Source organism: Sulfitobacter sp. HGT1 (genome assembly GCF_013282155.1).
Classification (GTDB): domain Bacteria; phylum Pseudomonadota; class Alphaproteobacteria; order Rhodobacterales; family Rhodobacteraceae; genus Sulfitobacter.
Genome location: NZ_BLWI01000001.1, coordinates 36,423 through 53,974 on the forward strand (window position 1 = coordinate 36,423; position 17,552 = coordinate 53,974).

Genomic DNA, 17,552 nt, shown 5'->3' on the forward strand with positions numbered 1-17,552 from the left:
CACGGCGGGATTGTCCATGATCCTTAGGCGGGGGCCTCGGCCAGCAGGGCGTTCAGATCAAGCGGGGCATTTACCATCTTGAGCCCGCCATGCGCGTCACGGGGCCAATCCTGCTCGGCGCGGTCGCGGTATATCTCGACCCCGTTATTGTCAGGATCACGCAGGTATATCGCCTCGCTCACGCCATGATCGGCAGCCCCGTCCAGCGGAATGCCCGCAGCAACAATGCGTTTCAGAACGGCGGCCAAGGCGGGGCGGTCGGGGTACAGAAACGCCGAATGATACAGCCCGGTGTGACCTTCGGGCGGGGGCGTCGCGCCGGCGCTTTCCCATGTATTCAGACCGATGTGGTGGTGATACCCGCCCGCACCAAGAAAGGCGGCCTGCGTGCCGAATTTCTGGTTCAGATCGAACCCGAGAATGTCGCGGTAAAACGTGATCGCCCGCTCAAGATCCGCGACCTTGAGGTGAACGTGACCGACTGAGGCATGAGCCATGAGATGCGCCTTTCTTCTTGCGATGACTGCAAGATGGCGACATCGCGCCCGCAAAGCCAGAGCGGCTGGCGCGCGCCGCCTGTGCAAAAATGCGCAGCCCCATCGGCGCGGGTATGATCGGGTGGCGTGCTGCCTTAGCCAACCATCCCGACAATATCATAGGTTTTTCTCAGGATCGGCGCAGTGATCTCGCGGGCCTGGGTGGCACCGTTTGCAAGGATGCGGTCAATCTCGGCTGTGTCGGCCATCAGTTCGGCCATGCGCGTGCTGATCGGCGACATTTTGGCGACGGCCAGATCGGCCAACAGCGGCTTGAAGGTGCCGAATTGCTGACCACCGACTTCGGCCAGCACCTGTTCAACGGTCTGGTCGTTGAGCGCGGCATAGATGTTCACCAGATTGCGCGCCTCGGGGCGGTCCTTCAGGCCTTCGATCTCGGAGGGCAAAGCATCGGGATCGGTCTTGGCCTTGCGGATCTTTTTGGCGATTGTGTCGGCATCGTCGGTCAGGTTGATCCGGCTGGCATCCGATGGATCGGATTTCGACATCTTTTTCGACCCGTCGCGCAAGGACATCACGCGGGTTGCGGCACCTTCGATCACCGGTTCGGTCAGCGGAAAGAAATCAACGCCGTAGTCATGGTTGAACTTGGCCGCGATGTCGCGGGTCAGTTCCAGATGCTGCTTTTGGTCTTCGCCCACGGGCACATGGGTGGCGTGGTAAATCAGAATGTCGGCGGCCATCAGCGCGGGATAGGCAAACAGGCCCAAGGAAGCGGTCTCGGCGTTTTTGCCGGCCTTGTCTTTCCACTGGGTCATGCGGCCCATCCAGCCCATGCGGGCAACACAGTTAAAGATCCACGCAAGCTGTGCATGCTCGGGAACCTGGGATTGATTGATCAGAATGGATTTCTGCGGATCAACGCCCGCTGCAATAAATCCGGCGGCCAGTTCGCGTGTGTTGTGGCGCAAGGTGGCGGGGTCTTGAAGCTTGGCCGTGATCGCGTGCAGGTCCACCATGCAATAGATGGTCTGATATGACCCTTCATCCTGCATGTCGACGAAACGCTTCATCGCGCCCAGATAATTGCCAAGGGTCAGGCCGCCGGACGGCTGAATGCCCGAGAACACGCGCGGGGTGAATTGGGTGTCGGTCATGGCAACGCTCCGATAAGGCTGGAAAAGACGGCACGATGGGCTTACCCATGCGCACCAACCCCGTCAAGGAGCCGCTATGGAAGACCCTGATTTTCAACCACCCGTAAACCCGATGCCTGCCGTGGTTACAGTGGTGTTTCTGGCCATCGCCGGTATCGAGGCAGGGCTGTCCCTGGCCGAGGCGGGTATTATCGGCGGCCCCGGTGCCATCGGCTGGCGACTGGCATTGATCCGCGATTACGGATTTTCGAACGACATCTTTGACTGGATGATCGCCAACTGGCGCTTCCCTGTGTCGGAGACATTGCGCGCCGTGAGCTATTCATTTGTGCATCTGGGGTTCACCCATGCGCTTTTTGCCATGGTGCTATTGTTGGCCCTTGGCAAAATGGTGGCCGAGGCCTTGGGGCAGCTGGCGTTTCTGGCGATATTCTTTGTCTCGGGGATCATCGGGGCGGTTCTCTATGCGCTGGCCCTGAATGATCCGGTTTGGCTGGTCGGGGCCTATCCGAATGTTTACGGGCTGATCGGGGCCTATTCCTTTGTCATGTGGCGCAGATTGTCAGGGCTGGGCGCGCAGCAATTGCGTGCGTTTTCGCTGATTGCGGTGTTGATGGGGATACAGCTTTTGTGGGGCGTGTTCTTTGAGGCGGGCACCCAATGGCTGGCGGACCTTTTCGGGTTCTTCGTGGGCTTTGGATTGTGCTTTGTCCTGGCTCCCGGTGAATGGTTGAAATTGCGCAACCGTGTCCGGCATCGTTGATTTCATGCGCAAGGCAGGGGGGCCAGCCCCCCTGACCCCCCGGGATTTTGAACCATTTGGAAATCAGGTCAGCCGCGTTTCAATGCGCGTTTGAATTCGCCCAGTTTGAAGGCTCCGATGATCTGGCCAGAGCCGAAGTAGCTGATGGCCGCGATCAGGATTAGCAGCAGAAGCCCGATGCCGCGCCACCAGGACTGACCCAGCAGCGGTTGCATCGCGACATTGCCGATCCACAAGGCAACCCCCATGATTGCGGAGGCCGCAAGGATACGCCAAATGCGTTTGTGAAAGCGGGCATCGAATTTCGCGGCCAGGCCAAAGCCGCGTGCGCCATAGGCCAGCAGCCCGAACATGGCCCAACCGGCGAGGGTCGTCGCGATCGCCGGGGCGAACCAGCCGATAAAGGGGCTGAGGCCCACGGCCAGCACCACATTCACGATCATTGCCACAACGGCAAAATAGAACGGGCGTTTGGTGTCTTCGCGGGCATAATACAGCGGTTGCAGGATTTTTTGCAGGACAAAGGCGGGCAGGCCGAGGCCGTAGATCGCCACCGCAATGGCAATCGCCGCCGCATCGTCGACGGTTGTGGCACCACGTTGAAACAGGACCGATGCCAGAGTGAAGGGGATTACCATCAAGGCCACGGCAGAGGGGATTGTCAGGGCAAGGGAGACTTCGGCGGCGCGGCTGATCTGGGTGTGCGATCCCTGTTCATCCCCGGCCTTGAGGCGGCGCGACAGATCGGGAAGCAGGACCACGCCGATGGCAATGCCCACCACGCCAAGCGGCAGTTGGTACAAGCGATCGGCGTAGTTGAGCCAGGCCACGGCCCCTTCGTAAAAGCTGGCCACCTGACGACCGACCAGCAGGTTGATCTGCATCACACCGCCCGCCAGTGCGGCCGGGGCTGCGATGATGGCCAGGCGTTTCAATTCCGGCGTCATGCGGGGTCTGCGGTTGAAGCCCAAGGTGAAGCCCGCGCGTTTGGCGGCCCACCACACCAGCGCCAGTTGCGCAATGCCCGCAATCGGCACGGACAGGGCCAGTGTGTTGCCGATATGCAGGCCGAGGGCCTTGTCGATGCCGAGGCCCAACGCCTCTGATCCGTCGCGGCCAAGGGCGGCCCCAACGAGCACGGCAATGATAAAGATGATGTTCAGCACGACAGGCGCAGCCGCAGCAGCCATAAAGCGCCCCGTGGCATTCAATACCCCCGATACCAGTGCCGCGAGCGAGATGAAAAGGATATAGGGAAAGGCAAGCCGCCCGTATTCAACGGCCAGATCAAAGCGTTCGTCCCCTTTGAACCCCGACGCCATCAGCAACACCAGACCGGGCATGGCGATGATGCCGATGAGGGTGAACAGGGTCAGGATAAACGCCATACCGACAAAGGCATCCTGGGCGAACTCCTCGGGGCCGTCGCCGCTTTCGAGCTTTTTCGAGAACATCGGCACAAAGGCCATGTTGAACGCGCCTTCGGCAAAGAAGCGGCGAAACATGTTGGGCAGGGAAAACGCCACCAAGAAGGCTTCGGCTGCGGGGCCGGAGCCGAGATATCCAGCAACCATCACATCGCGAATGAACCCCATGACGCGGCTGAGAAGGGTCCATATTCCGACGGTGAAAAAGCCGGACATCAGGCGGATTGGTTTCATTGGAATGCTTGCCCTGTGAGTGCGATGCAAATGGCCTACCGTTTGGCGTGCCATAGCGCAATTGTTGATGTGCGGCGGGCAATGGCCGGCAACGGGAAGCCGCCGGCCCTGTTTTCGCCTGCTGGCTGAGGCGGGCGCGCGTGGTCCGGCGTTAATCGGCGGCCCGCTCGACCCCTTCGGCAATCGCAAGGCGGAGACGTTTTTCAAGGGTCCGCTGCTTGCTTTCGGTGTAATATTTCAGCCCGAACATATCTTTGACATAGAAGGTATCGACCACCTGTTCGCCATAGGTCGCGATGACTGCATTGGCGATATAGACGTTCGATTCGGCCAGGCTGCGCGCCAGATCGTATAGCAAACCGGGGCGATCGCGGGTGTCGACTTCGATGATGGTATAGATTTCAGAGCCATCATTATCAAAGGTGATGTGGGTCGGGACCTTGAATGCCCTTTCGCGTTTTTTGACCTTGTCGCGGGATTTCAGGGCCTCGCGGGCCAGGATCTCTCCCTTGAGGGTTTTCGAGATCATCTGCCTGAGGCGGGGCAGGCGGGCAGCGTCATAGGGGTTGCCTTCGGCATCCTGTATCCAGAACGCATCGGTGACATAGCCGTCTTTGGTCGTGTAGCTGCGGGCGTCGACCACATTGGCACCCACCAGCGCCAGCGCCCCTGCAAGACGTGCAAAGATACCGGGGTGATCTGCCATGACAAAACACGCACGGGTGGCATCGCGGTCCTCGTCTGGGTGCAGGTCGATGCGAATTTCGCCATCCTTGATATCACGCAGCAACTGGGCAAACACGACATGGGCCGTGATGTGCAGCCCTTGCCAATAGGGCGGATAGTGGCGTGCGGTTTCGGTCTGCAAATCCTTGCGCGGCCAATCGGCAAGGGCTGCACGCAAGGTCTTTTTCGCCTCGTCGCCGCGGTTCGCACGGTTCAGATCCTCAAGCCCTGTTTCAAGGGCTTTCTTGGTTTGGCGGTACAGGCCACGGATCAGCACGGCCTTCCAGTTGTTCCAGGTGTTCGGCCCGACGCCGCGAATATCGCAAACGGTCAACACACACAGCAGATCAAGCCGCTTGACCGTCTGTACCGCTTTGGCGAAGTCACGCACGGTGCGCGGGTCGGCAATATCGCGTTTCTGGGCCATGTCCGACATCAGCAGGTGATAGCGCACCAGCCATTCGACAGTATCGACTTCGGTCTTGTTCAGCCCCAGCCGTGGCGCGATCTTGCGGGCCATTTGGGCCCCAAGGATCGAATGGTCTTCGGGGCGCCCCTTGGCGATATCGTGCAAAAGCAGGGCCACATAAATGACTTTGCGGTTCACGCCGCGTTTCAGGATATTCGACGCGACCGGCAGGTCTTCCTCAAGCTCGCCCTTTTCAATGAGGGCAAGGTTGGTGATGCACTGGATCGTATGTTCGTCGACGGTGTAGCTGTGATACATATTGAACTGCATCATCGCGACGATGTTTTCGAATTCGGGAATAAAGGCAGACAGAACGCCCAGTTCGTTCATCCGGCGCAGGCCGCGTTCGGGGTTGCCGTGTTTGAGCATCAGATCAAGGAAAATGCGCTGCGCTTCGGCATTGTTGCGCATGTCGTCGTCGATCAGGTTCAGGTTGCGTTTCACCAGCCGCATGGCGTCCGGGTGGATCAACATGCCGGTCCGCAACGCTTCCTCGAAGATGCGCAACAGGTTCAGCTTGTCCGAAATGAACGCAGCATCATCGACAATCGCAAGCCGGCCCACGACGACTTCGTAGCCGTCGCGCATCTTGGGGCGGCGGCGGAATATGCGTTCCAGCAGGGGTTCTGCCTTGATGTGGATGCTTTCCAGCTTGGTCAGGAAGATGCGGGTCAGCTCGCCCACTTGGGTGGCGTGGCGGAAATAGGCCTGCATGAACACTTCGACACCGCGTCTGCCGCCCGTATCCGTATAGCCCATCGCCTCGGCGACGGCGACCTGCATGTCAAAGGTCAGCTGTTCGGTTGCGCGCCCAGACAACAAATGCAGGTGCCCGCGTACCGCCCAAAGAAAATCCTCGGCGGCGACGAAGGTTTTGAATTCTTCTTCCAGAAAGATGCCGCGCTCCACCAGATCGGCAGCGTTTTCGACGTTGTAAATATGCTTGGCGATCCAGAACAGGGATTGCAAATCGCGTAGGCCCCCCTTGGCTTCCTTGACGTTCGGTTCAACCTGATAGCGCAGACCCTGTTTGCGGTGGCGCAGGGCGCGCTCTTCCAGCTTGGCCTCGATGAAACTACGGCCCGAACCGGAAAAAAGATCGGTCTTCAGCGTCTTGTCCAGCTCGGCGGTCAGTTCAAGGTCGCCCGCGATAAACCGGTGTTCGAGCAAGGCGGTCTGGATGGTGAAATCCTCGGCCCCAAGGCGCACGCAATCACGGATCGTGCGGGTGGAATGGCCAACCTTCAGCTTCAAATCCCACAGCATATACAGCATGGATTCGATCACGCTTTCGGTCCAGGCGGTCGCTTTGTAGGGGATCAAAAACAGCAGATCAACGTCCGAGAACGGGGCCATTTCGCCCCTGCCATACCCGCCGACGCCGATCACCGCCAAGCGTTCGCCCGACGTCGGGTTGGGCTTGGGATGCAATTTCTGCACCGCAATCTGCAACGTGCTGCGGACCAGCTGATCTGTCAAAAAACAATAGGCGGAGGTCATTGCGCGCGCGTCAAACGGTGTCGCGGCAAAGGCGCGGGCGATTTCAGCGCGGCCTGCTTTCTGGGCATTCCCAAGAATACGCACAGCCGCTGCACGGACCTGGCTGCTATCCGATGCTTCTTCGAATGCCACAGTCAGGGCGTCGGCGATGGCGTCTTCGTCAAAGATCAACTCGGGGGCGCTGATCAGGTGAAGCGCTGTAGCTTCACCTGTCTCTGCTTGTGCAGCTAATGGTTTTACCACTTAGTGTCCTTTAGAAACCAGCGCCGCCGAAACCTTGGGGGGCGGGATCAATAATCACAACGGAGTTGTTGCGCACGGTTGCGATGGCCAGGCCGTGCTCGGTTGTGCCATCCGTTTTTAAACGGAACACACCGTTGGCCCCGCGGAAACCTGCGCCTTGTGTCAGATTCGCAGTCGACAGTGCATTCGATTTACCCGATCGCGCCAATGCGCCCACAGCGGCAATGCCATCAAACGCAAGGCCGGCAATAGGACCAGGTGTCTTGCCATAAGCCGCTGAATAGCGTTGCGAGAACGCGGCGGTTGCGGAGGGGTCAGGCATCGCAAACCAGCCGCCTTGAACGCCGGGCAGTGCCAGTGTCTGGGCTGGAATGTCCCAGCGGGTCAGGCCGATATATTGCGTTGATGTGGTAAGCACGCCTGCTTCTGGCAATAGTTGCGCAAACAGGGGCAGGGCGCTGGCCGATGATGTTGTCAAAAAGATCGCGTTGGCACCATTGGCTTCTACGGCCGCTTTCACGCGCGGCACGGCGGCGATGACCGATTCCTGGCTCAGGGAATAGTCGACGGCACCAGCAGAGGTCGCACCATTTTGCGCAATCGCGTTCATGATGGCATTGCGGCCCAACTGGCCTGCAACATCATTGCTGTGCAGGACCAGAATTTTGTCTTTACCCGTGGCTTTTGCAAAGCGCACCAGACGGCTTGACGTGTCGTCAAAGCCTTGGCCCATGACAAAGACGTTGCCGCCGGCAATGCTGGCATTATTCGAGAAGGACAGCACATTGACGCCTTGCGCGGCCACGGCATTGCCTGCGGCATTTGCAGCCTCGCCATAAAGCGGGCCGACGATGATCTGCGCGCCTTCGTTCACGGCTTGGGATGCAGCTGTGGCGGCCAGGGCAGCACTGCCGCCTGTGCCATAGACCCGCAGGTCGATTTGCACGCCTGCAAGGTCACGGATCGCCAGACGGGCCGCGTTCTCGAGCTCTTGCGCAAGCAGGTTGTCACTGGCAGAACCGCCGCGTGGCACCAAAAGAGCCACTGGAATGGGCTTGCTGGTATCCACCTTGGGGCCTTTGCTAGACCCTGTATTGGTCATCAATCCCGGCTCGCAGGCGGCCAGTGCAAACGCCACAAAGGGCAGAATCAAAAGCCGCAGTGGCTTGCGAAGGGTGTCGAAAACGGCGAACATAGCAGTGTCACTCCATAAGTGGCAGGTCGGCGGCAATAGCCCATGAACAGATGCACCGATCATAGAGGGTGCGAAAGGCGGGTCCAGCTTGAATTATCAAAAGGTACCGCTCTCTGCGGGGCTTTACTTTGTCGGCGTCCCGATTGGAACCGCCCGTGACATTACCTTGCGTGCGCTTGACGTCTTGGCTTCGGCTGATGTTTTGGCGGCCGAAGATACGCGAAGCTTACGTAGATTAATGGAAATTCACGGCGTGCCGCTGGACGGTCGCAGGGTGCTTGCGCTGCATGACCATTCGGGCGCGGGCGTGCAGGACAAGCTGTTGGCGGCCATTCGCGATGGGCGATCGGTCGCCTATGCCTCCGAAGCGGGGATGCCGCTGATTGCCGATCCGGGTTTCGAATTGTCCCGTGCGGTATCGCAGGCGGGCCTGATGCTGACCTGCGCACCGGGGCCATCGGCGGTGCTGACGGCGCTTGCTTTGGGCGGGTTGCCGACAGACGCATTTTTCTTTGCCGGGTTCCTGCCAAATGCGACATCGGCGCGTCTGACGGCCCTGCAAAAGCTCAAAGACATCCAAGGCACGCTGGTTTTTTACGAATCGCCCAAGCGTGTGGCGGCGATGTTGCGCGATGCGGCCAAAGCGTTGGGCGAAGAACGCCCCGCCGCTGTCTGCCGCGAGCTGACGAAGAAATTCGAGGAAATCCGCCGGGGGACCTTGGCAGAGCTGCAAGAATATTATGCCGACAAATCCCCCAAGGGCGAGATCGTCGTGCTGATTGACCGTGGCCGTTTACAGTCGGTTAGCGAAAGTGACCTAACCTCTGATCTGGCATCGGCGCTGGAAACCATGTCGATGCGCGATGCCGTCGATATGGTGGCGCAGGCGCATAACCTGCCGCGCAGGCAGGTGTATCAGGCCGCATTGGAGCAGGGCAAAGGGAACGGGTAATCATGTCTGTGGCAAAGCAAATTCAGGGCTCGGTCAGCTATCACGCCGGTCAGGCCGCTGAAAATGCTGTGGCCCGGGATTATATCCGCCGCGGGTTCACCCTGGCCCGCGAAAGATGGCGGGGCAAACGCGGCGAAATCGACCTGATCATGCGCGACGGCCCTGATCTGGTATTTGTCGAGGTCAAGAAAAGCACAAGCTTTGAGCAGGCCGCCTTGCGGATCACCCGCCGCCAGATCGACAGGATCTTGGGATCAGCCGAAGAATTCATCGCCAATGAACCAAATGGCAGCCTTACCAACCTGCGTTTTGACGTGGCTTTGGTTGATGAAACAGGCCAGTTACGCATCGTCGAAAACGCGTTTGGCCACGACTGACCCATTGCACCCCGCGCCGTGCTGCGTCATCTAATGAGCAACAGCACGGAGATCTGGTATGAAAATCGCCTTTCAAATGGACCCGATCGGGGCCGTCAATATCAACGCCGACAGCACCTTTCGCATCGCCGAAGAGGCGCAAGCCCGCGGTCACACGCTTTTCTACTACACGCCTGACCATCTGGCCTATCAAGAGGGCCGGATTACCGCGCGCGGTCACGATCTGACAGTGCAGCGCGTGCAGGGTGATCACGCCACGCTGGGCCCCGTTCGCGAGGTTGATCTGGCAGATTTTGACGTGGTCTGGCTGCGGCAGGACCCGCCATTTGACATGCATTACATCACATCGACGCATCTTCTCGACCGCCTCAAGAAAACAACGCTTGTTGTGAATGACCCGTTCTGGGTGCGCAATTTTCCCGAAAAACTGATGTGTCTGGATTTCCCTGACCTGATCCCGCCGACGACCATCGCGCGTGACCTTTCAACGATCAAAGCCTTTAAGGCCAAATATGGTGACGTGATCCTGAAGCCGCTTTATGGCAACGGCGGCGCGGGGGTTTTCCGGCTTGATGACAACGACCGCAACCTTGGGTCGCTTTATGAGCTGTTTACCGGTTTCTCGCGCGAGCCGCTGATCGTTCAGCAATTCCTGCCCGCGGTGTCCAAGGGTGACAAACGTGTGATTCTGGTCGATGGCGAAGCCGTCGGTGCGATCAACCGCGTCCCTGCCGCAGGCGAGACCCGTTCGAATATGCATGTAGGCGGACGCCCCGAAAAGGTCGGCCTGACCGAGCGTGATCTTGAGATCTGCGCGACGATTGGCCCTGTCCTGAAGGAAAAAGGCCAGGTCTTTGTCGGTATCGACGTGATCGGGGATTATCTGACGGAAATCAACGTAACCTCGCCCACCGGTATTCAGGAACTTGAACGGTTCGACGGCACCAATATAGCGGCCAAAATCTGGGAAGCAATCGAAGCCCGCCGCGCATGAGCCTGATCCGTCCGGTTCTGAATACCTATTTACGGCTCGTCGAAAAACGCCGGATGCGGCGCACGAAAGAGCCGGCTAACCTGCGCCGGCACCTTGAGCAAAACGCGCGGCTGTTTTTCCGCGCGCCGCGCGGCACGACAATGGCCAAGATCACCCTTGCGGGGGGTGTTGAGGCGCTGACGGTCACGCCAAAGCGCCTGCACTCTGATATCGTGATCTTCTACATTCACGGGGGTGGCTTTGTTTTCGGCAGCCCCGAAACCCATGCCGCAATGCTGGGCCAGCTGGCAGCGCGGTCGGGGGCACGGGTGGTCATGCCGCGATACCGCCTTGCGCCGGAATTTACGTTTCCTGCGGCAGCGGATGATGTGGAAAGCGCCTATCGCGACCTGATCGCATCGGGCGTTGCTGCGCAGAATATCGTGATCGGTGGCGATAGCGCGGGGGGCGGGCTGGCCTTTGGATTATTATCCGAAATTCTGGCCAAAAAGCTGCCCGCGCCACGCGGTGTTTTCGGTTTCTCGCCTTTCGTTGATTTCAAACGCCAGGGGGCAAGCCTTGTCGAGAACGCACAGCGCGAAGCGATGCTGCCGCCGGAACGTGCAGAGGACATGTTGGATATGTATCTGGCCGATGCCGACCGCGATGATCCCAGATTGAACACGCTGACTGCCGATTTTGCCGGTGCCCCGCCTGTGTGGATTTGCGTGGGCGATACGGAAATTCTGCGCGATGATGCCCGCGCGCTTTTCCAGCATCTGAAAGGCTGTGATGTGCCCGTCATGTTCCACGAGGAACATGATCTGCCACATGTCTGGCCGATCTTTCACAATGTCCTGCCCGAAGGGCGGCAGACCTTGGACGACCTTGCGGGGTGGATCAAAGAATTGCCGACGCCGGTATCCGGAAACTAAGCGCTTCTGCCAGATGGTGCTTTTGCACCGTCTTTTCCCCGTCAAGATCGGCAATCGTGCGCGCGACCCGCAAAACCCGGTGATAACCGCGGGCAGAAAGATGAAACCGCTCTGCTGCGCGGATCAGCAACGCACGCGCGTCCGGGGCAGGCGTGGCGATGCTTTCCAGCAGGTCGCCTTCGGCATCCGCATTCAAATGCGCATCGGGGGTTTGGGCAAAACGGGCTTCTTGGGTCAGGCGCGCATCGGCCACCCGTGCGGCGACCTGCGATGATCCTTCGCCGTCGCAAGGCAGGTCCAGATCGGTAAAGGCAACCGGGGGGACATCGACGCGCAAATCAAACCGGTCCATCAAAGGCCCCGAAATGCGGGCCATATAGTCTTCGCCGCAGGCGGGCGCACGGCTGCAGGCGCGCGCCGGATCGCTTAGATACCCGCATTTGCACGGGTTCGCGGCAGCAACCAGCATGAACTGGCAAGGATATTTCACATGGGCATTCGCGCGGGCGATCATGACTTCGCCGGTTTCGACGGGCTGGCGCAGCGTTTCAAGAACCATGCGGGGAAATTCGGGGAATTCATCCATGAACAACACGCCGTTATGGGCCAGACTGACCTCGCCGGGTTTGGCCTGTCGTCCGCCACCAATGATCGCGGCCATTGATGCGGTGTGATGGGGCTCGCGAAAGGGGCGGGTGCGCGATATGCCGCCTTCGACCAGCAGCCCGGCAAGGGAATGGATCATCGACGTGCTCAACGCCTCGCGCGGGGTCAGCGGCGGGAGGATCGACGGCAGCCGTGCCGCGAGCATGGATTTTCCCGACCCCGGTGTGCCCACAAACATCAGATGGTGCCGGCCTGCCGCCGCAATCTCCAATGCACGTTTTGCCCGCTCCTGCCCTTTGACGTCACGCAGGTCCTTGGTTTGCCGGGGGGCCGATACTTCGCCCGGATCCGCGGGGCTGATCGGGACTTGGCCCGTGTAATGGCGCACGACAGCGCCGAGGGAGCTTGCCGCGATCACCTGCGTGTTGCCGACCCAGGCCGCCTCGGCACCGGACGCTTCGGGACATAACAGGCCACGGTTCTGTTCCGCCGCCGACATCGCAGCGGGCAACGCGCCGATGACCGGGATCAATGTACCATCCAAGGATAATTCGCCCAAAGCGACGACAGACTGGATCGCATCATCGGGCAGGATATCAATCGCACATAGCAGGGCCAAAGCGATCGGCAGGTCGAAATGGCTGCCCTCCTTGGGCAGGTCGGCTGGGCTGAGATTGATGGTGATCCGTTTGCTGGGCAATGCAATCGCCATGGAAGAAAGTGCGGCCCGCACCCGGTCGCGCGCTTCCGAGACCGCCTTGTCAGGGAGGCCGACAATTGAGAAGGCAGGCAGCCCCGCCGAAACCGCGCATTGCACTTCGACAATGCGGGCTTCGACGCCCTGAAATGCAACTGTATATGCGCGCGCAACCATAGGGGCCCTTTGCAAGCCAAGATGGTTAATGCGTAGGTCCGGGGTGTTTAAGAAGCGTTAACGCGCGTTGCGATGGCGGGATTTGAGTTTATTTTGCAAAATGAAACGGGTGGAGGGTCAGGCCACGGGCCAGGGTGATGTGGGGCAACCCATGTCATAGGGGAAGGGGTCATAGGTGACTTTGAGACCCTCTGCGCGCCAGGTTTTGAAGGCGGGATCGTTCAGGGTCGTCTGACAATACTCGCGAGCTGATTGGGACACCGATAGATCATATCCGACGATCCGCGCGCAGACGGGGGCGTAGAACACATCCGCAAGGCTATAGCTGCCGAAAAGCCACGGGCCTTTGCCGTCGGAGGCGTCCTTCGCATAGTCCCACAGTTCTTGCAGGCGGGCGAGATCATTGGCCAAGGCTTCGGAAACTGGGAACCCTTTGTTCACATGTTGAAGCTGCATGGGGCATTCGCCGCGCAGGGTTGAGAACCCGGCCGTCATTGCCGCACAGAGCCAGCGCGCGCGGGCGCGGGTGGACGGGTCTGTCGGCCAAAGTGCTTTGTCTGGGTGCCGTTCTGCCAGGGTTTCGGCCATGGCAAGGGTTTCGCCAATGATGTCGCCTTGGGGCGTTTTCAGGGCCGGCACCAGTTTGGCGGGGGCAAGATCAGCCATATCCTGCGCCATGGTGCCGCCATAGAGGCCCACCATATGGCTGCGATATGGCAGACCGAATTTTTCAAGCATCAGCCAGCCGCGTAGTGACCAGCTGGAGAAGGTTTTATCGCCGATATAAAGTTCATATGTCATGCGGGATTTCTAGCCAGCCAATGAGGGACTGTGCAAATTCTATTTTGTGGCGCGCGCCATCACGGAGAATGATTGATGTGGGTCACATCCCACCGCGCAGGCGACACCGTGATCTGGGTGGCTGACAGATTGTCAATTTTATGGTTGAATGCGGCTTTTGCGCTGATGTTCAAGGCGCGCTGGACCTGCGTGAGGATGACGCCAAAATGGGCAACCGCAATGATATGCTCATTCGGATACATCACGTTCAGGCGATCCACAGCGGCATTGATACGCCGGGCTGCCATGTTCCAGCTTTCACCGTTCGGGGCGGCAATGTCGCCGGGGGTGGTCCAATAAGCTTTGCTGAGCTCTGGATGATGCTTTGACACGTCGCTTGCATGCATGCCGTCCCACAGGCCGAAATCCAGCTCTCGTAATTCTGGCTTGTGAGGCAGGCGCTGGCGTTCGGGGTGCCCCAGCACATCTGCCGTTGCAGTCGCACGGACCAGATCGGAGGACACAAGAATGGCACGCTGCGGTAGATGTGCATTCAGGCGGGCGATTTGGGCTGTGTCCGACAGATCGGCGGGAACATCGCGCCATCCGACGAGGGTTTCTTCATGGGTGGGCCCGTGCCTGATCCAGTGCCATGTTGTCATGCGATTTCCCCCCCTTAGCCCCGAATTATTTCACCTGATCCTAGCGCCGGGTTCCTAGTCCTCAAGGTTTTGTGAACAGAAATCGAAAAAAGTTTTGAACCAAAGCGCCGCCCGAAGCGTTGCTAAAATAAAGAACCAAAATTTCGTTTATCAGGGGGTGATAACTGTGGCACTAACTCAAGCGCGTGAATTTTCGTTGACCCGTACCGCCATGAAGGCCGAGCTTTTGGATGCGGAAACCGAATTGAAGCTGGCCTATGCCTGGCGCGACCAGCGGGACGAGGAGGCACTGCATCGGTTGATCACCGCCTACATGCGGTTGGCGATCTCGATGGCGAGTAAATTCAAGCGTTACGGCGCGCCGATGAACGACCTTATTCAAGAAGCAAGCCTTGGCCTGATGAAGGCCGCTGACAAATTCGACCCGGACCGCGGTGTGCGGTTTTCGACCTATGCGGTTTGGTGGATCAAGGCGAGCATTCAGGACCACGTGATGCGCAACTGGTCGATGGTGCGCACGGGGTCCACGTCATCGCAGAAGTCGCTGTTTTTCAACATGCGCCGCGTGCAGGCCCGTCTTGAGCGTGAAGCCCAGGTTGCGGGCGAGGCACTGGACAAGCACCAGCTGCGGCAAATGATCTCGACCGAGATTGGCGTGCCGATGCATGACGTTGAAATGATGGAAGGACGTTTGTCCGGTTCTGATTATTCGTTGAACGCGACCCAATCTTCGGAAGACGAGGGGCGCGAGTGGATTGATGCGTTGGTCGATGACAGTGCGCAGGCCGCCGAAAAGGTGGAGGAAAGTCACGACATCACCACGCTTCGCAACTGGTTGCTGGGCGCGATGCATGCCTTGAGCGAACGCGAGCAGTTTATTGTGCGCGAGCGCAAGCTGCGCGACCAGCCCCGCACATTGGAAAGCCTTGGCGAGGAATTGAACCTGTCCAAAGAACGGGTGCGCCAGCTTGAGGCTGCGGCCTTTGGCAAGATGCGCAAAACGCTTGAGACGCAGTCCTCCGAAGTTCATCACTTCTTGATGTGATCAGGTTTTTAGCGGCCTTTATACTGTTCCCGATCATCGCCATGGCGCAACCCCTTGGCGATGATGGATTTGCGCGGCTCGCTGCTGCGCAAATTGTCGTTCTGGGGGAAAGCCATGATAACCCGGCCCACCATCAGACGCAGGCAGATATCATTGCGCGTAAGTCCCCCACAGCTGTGGTTTATGAAATGCTGACTGCCGATCAAGCTGCCGTGGTGCGGGCGGATCTGGTTGGTGATCAAAGCGCGTTGGAACAGGCGCTGGGCTGGAACGGAACGGGCTGGCCGGATTTTTCGATGTATTACCCGATATTTGCGGCGTCCCCCTTGGCTGCGGTCTATGGGGCGGCTGTCCCACGAGAGACGGCGCGCCAAGCCATGAAAGACGGCATTTTTGCTGCGTTCGGGGCGGATGCCGGCACATACGGGCTGGACGTTCCGTTGACCGATGAGCAGCAAGCCACACGCGAGGCTTTGCAGATGGCGGCCCATTGCGATGCCCTGCCACCCGAGCTGTTGCCTGCGATGGTCGATGTGCAGCGCCTGCGCGATGCGCGGTTGGCGCAAACCGCGCTGCGGGCGCTGAACGAAACTGGCGGTCCGGTTGTGGTGATCACCGGCAATGGCCATGCGCGTGCCGATTGGGGTGTTCCGGCGGCAATCAAGACGGCCCGGCCTGATGTGACCACTGTGTCTGTGGGGCAGGGCGAAGACGGGGCCGCACCCGAGGGGCGTTTCGATCTTGTCTTGCAGTCCCCGTCTGTCGCGCGCGAAGACCCTTGTCTGGGATTTACCAAGCAGTGATGGGGCTGGCAGAACCGGCGCTTGCAGCTTATGGTTCAGCCTGATTGCGTTAAAAAGGGCTGAACATGCTGGCTGGCAAACATATTCTGCTGATTATCGGTGGCGGTATCGCGGCGTTCAAATCACTGGATCTGATCCGCCGTTTGCGCGAACGCGGCGCAACCGTGACCCCCGTTCTGACCCGCGCAGGCGAAGAGTTTGTGACCCCCTTGTCCGTGTCCGCATTGGCGGGGCAAAGGCTTTATCGCGACCTGTTCGATCTGGGGGACGAAGCCGAGATGGGGCATATCCAGCTGAGCCGTGTAGCGGATTTGGTGGTCGTGGCACCGGCAACGGCTGATTTGATGGCCAAGATGGCGGGCGGATTGGCAAACGATCTTGCATCGACCTTGTTGCTTGCCACGGATACGCCGGTGATGATTGCACCTGCGATGAACGTGCGCATGTGGGAACACGCGGCCACGCAGCGCAACCTTGCCACGTTGCGCGGTGACGGGATTACCGTTGTCGGCCCCAATGACGGCGACATGGCCTGTGGTGAATTCGGCCCCGGCCGGATGTCGGAACCGCTCGAGATCGTGGCGGCGATTGAAGCCCGGCTGAACGATGGCCCGCTGAACGGGCGGCGTATTCTGGTCACGTCAGGCCCGACCCATGAACCGATTGATCCCGTTCGCTATATCGCGAACCGGTCTTCCGGTGCGCAAGGAACGGCGATTGCCAGCGCCCTGGCGGCGTTGGGGGCCGATGTTGTGTTCGTCACCGGCCCCGCCGATGTGCCGCCGCCAAGCGGTGTGCAGGTCGTGCGCGTCGAGACGGCGCTCCAGATGCAGGAAGCCGTGAATGCGGCGTTGCCCGTGGATGCGGGGGTCTTTGCCGCCGCGGTGGCCGATTGGCGGGTGACATCGGCCAGCGACCGCAAATTGAAGAAATCCAAAGACGGTTTGCCAATGCTCGAGTTTGCGGAAAACCCCGACATCCTGAAGTCGGTCAGCCAGATGACGCAAGGACGGCCCAAACTGGTTGTCGGCTTTGCCGCCGAAACGAATGACGTGATTGAAAACGCCACGGCGAAACGTCTGCGCAAGGGATGTGACTGGATCGTGGCAAATGATGTGTCACCCGCCACAGGGATCATGGGCGGCGGTGAAAATGCAGTGACCCTGATCAGTGACGACGGGGCAGAAGACTGGCCGCGTATGGGCAAGGATCAGGTGGCCAAGCAGTTGGCCGCACGCATTGCCGAGGCGTTGAAGTAAAAGATTCTATGCCTTCGGCGAGGATTTGGAACCATTTGGAAGCATTTGCTGCGTCACGGTTTGTGAGGAATGAAT

Annotated in this window: 16 protein-coding genes; 8 read left to right on the forward strand and 8 right to left on the reverse strand. The window is 59.4% G+C overall.

The genetic code is table 11. From position 1 onward, the window contains the following. Positions 1-23: 23 nt before the first annotated feature. Positions 24-497, reverse strand: coding sequence for a VOC family protein (locus HGT1_RS00200; RefSeq protein WP_176247966.1), 474 nt, complete (start codon positions 495-497; stop codon positions 24-26). Positions 498-631: 134 nt separating this feature from the next. After that, positions 632-1,654, reverse strand: coding sequence for a tryptophan--tRNA ligase (trpS, locus tag HGT1_RS00205; RefSeq protein ID WP_176247967.1), 1,023 nt, complete (start codon positions 1,652-1,654; stop codon positions 632-634). A gap of 76 nt (positions 1,655-1,730) precedes the next feature. On the opposite strand from trpS, the gene HGT1_RS00210 reads away from it, so the two are divergent. Next, positions 1,731-2,417 (forward strand): rhomboid family intramembrane serine protease, encoded by a 687-nt coding sequence (locus HGT1_RS00210; RefSeq protein ID WP_176247968.1) that lies wholly within the window; start codon positions 1,731-1,733, stop codon positions 2,415-2,417. Between the two features lie 68 nt (positions 2,418-2,485). On the opposite strand, the gene murJ is transcribed toward HGT1_RS00210, so the two are convergent. The 3 genes from murJ to HGT1_RS00225 form a co-directional block, all read right to left on the reverse strand. Continuing rightward, positions 2,486-4,078, reverse strand: a complete 1,593-nt coding sequence (gene murJ / locus HGT1_RS00215; RefSeq protein WP_176247969.1) for a murein biosynthesis integral membrane protein MurJ — start codon at positions 4,076-4,078, stop codon at positions 2,486-2,488. A gap of 151 nt (positions 4,079-4,229) precedes the next feature. Further along, complete coding sequence (locus HGT1_RS00220) at positions 4,230-7,016, reverse strand: [protein-PII] uridylyltransferase (protein ID WP_176247970.1); 2,787 nt, start codon at positions 7,014-7,016, stop codon at positions 4,230-4,232. Positions 7,017-7,026: 10 nt separating this feature from the next. Further along, a complete protein-coding gene (locus HGT1_RS00225) occupies positions 7,027-8,211 on the reverse strand; it encodes a penicillin-binding protein activator (RefSeq protein WP_176247971.1) in 1,185 nt (394 codons plus the stop codon). Positions 8,212-8,299: 88 nt separating this feature from the next. Here HGT1_RS00225 and rsmI point away from each other — a divergent pair, with 88 nt between their 5' ends. From rsmI to HGT1_RS00245, 4 genes are read left to right on the forward strand one after another with little or no spacing between them, the layout of a single operon-like run. After that, complete coding sequence (gene rsmI / locus HGT1_RS00230) at positions 8,300-9,163, forward strand: 16S rRNA (cytidine(1402)-2'-O)-methyltransferase (RefSeq protein WP_176247972.1); 864 nt, start codon at positions 8,300-8,302, stop codon at positions 9,161-9,163. 20 nt (positions 9,164-9,183) lie between these two features. Beyond that, complete coding sequence (locus HGT1_RS00235; RefSeq protein ID WP_176248316.1) at positions 9,184-9,540, forward strand: YraN family protein; 357 nt, start codon at positions 9,184-9,186, stop codon at positions 9,538-9,540. Positions 9,541-9,598: 58 nt separating this feature from the next. Then, positions 9,599-10,534 carry a glutathione synthase gene (gshB, locus tag HGT1_RS00240; protein ID WP_176247973.1) on the forward strand — a complete coding sequence of 312 codons (936 nt, stop codon included), beginning with the start codon at positions 9,599-9,601 and terminating at the stop codon, positions 10,532-10,534. Beyond that, a complete protein-coding gene (locus tag HGT1_RS00245) occupies positions 10,531-11,448 on the forward strand; it encodes an alpha/beta hydrolase (RefSeq protein ID WP_176247974.1) in 918 nt (305 codons plus the stop codon). The genes gshB and HGT1_RS00245 overlap by 4 nt, the downstream gene beginning before the upstream one ends. Here the strand turns inward: HGT1_RS00245 and HGT1_RS00250 are convergent. The 3 genes from HGT1_RS00250 to HGT1_RS00260 all read right to left on the reverse strand — a co-directional run bounded on the left by HGT1_RS00250 (position 11,414) and on the right by HGT1_RS00260 (position 14,370). Next, positions 11,414-12,928 (reverse strand): YifB family Mg chelatase-like AAA ATPase, encoded by a 1,515-nt coding sequence (locus HGT1_RS00250; RefSeq protein ID WP_176247975.1) that lies wholly within the window; start codon positions 12,926-12,928, stop codon positions 11,414-11,416. The genes HGT1_RS00245 and HGT1_RS00250 overlap by 35 nt on opposite strands. A gap of 117 nt (positions 12,929-13,045) precedes the next feature. After that, complete coding sequence (locus HGT1_RS00255; RefSeq protein WP_176247976.1) at positions 13,046-13,729, reverse strand: glutathione S-transferase; 684 nt, start codon at positions 13,727-13,729, stop codon at positions 13,046-13,048. Between the two features lie 59 nt (positions 13,730-13,788). Beyond that, positions 13,789-14,370 (reverse strand): histidine phosphatase family protein, encoded by a 582-nt coding sequence (locus tag HGT1_RS00260; protein ID WP_176247977.1) that lies wholly within the window; start codon positions 14,368-14,370, stop codon positions 13,789-13,791. Between the two features lie 211 nt (positions 14,371-14,581). Here HGT1_RS00260 and HGT1_RS00265 point away from each other — a divergent pair, with 211 nt between their 5' ends. The 3 genes from HGT1_RS00265 (at position 14,582) to coaBC (ending at position 17,477) form a co-directional block, all read left to right on the forward strand. After that, positions 14,582-15,415, forward strand: coding sequence for an RNA polymerase factor sigma-32 (locus HGT1_RS00265; protein WP_373029879.1), 834 nt, complete (start codon positions 14,582-14,584; stop codon positions 15,413-15,415). A gap of 41 nt (positions 15,416-15,456) precedes the next feature. Beyond that, positions 15,457-16,218: a ChaN family lipoprotein gene (locus HGT1_RS00270; RefSeq protein WP_176247979.1), complete on the forward strand. Its 762-nt coding sequence runs from the start codon at positions 15,457-15,459 to the stop codon at positions 16,216-16,218. A gap of 65 nt (positions 16,219-16,283) precedes the next feature. Next, on the forward strand, positions 16,284-17,477 hold the full coding sequence (gene coaBC, locus HGT1_RS00275) for a bifunctional phosphopantothenoylcysteine decarboxylase/phosphopantothenate--cysteine ligase CoaBC (protein WP_176247980.1): 1,194 nt from the start codon (positions 16,284-16,286) through the stop codon (positions 17,475-17,477). The last annotated feature ends 75 nt before the right edge of the window (positions 17,478-17,552 follow it).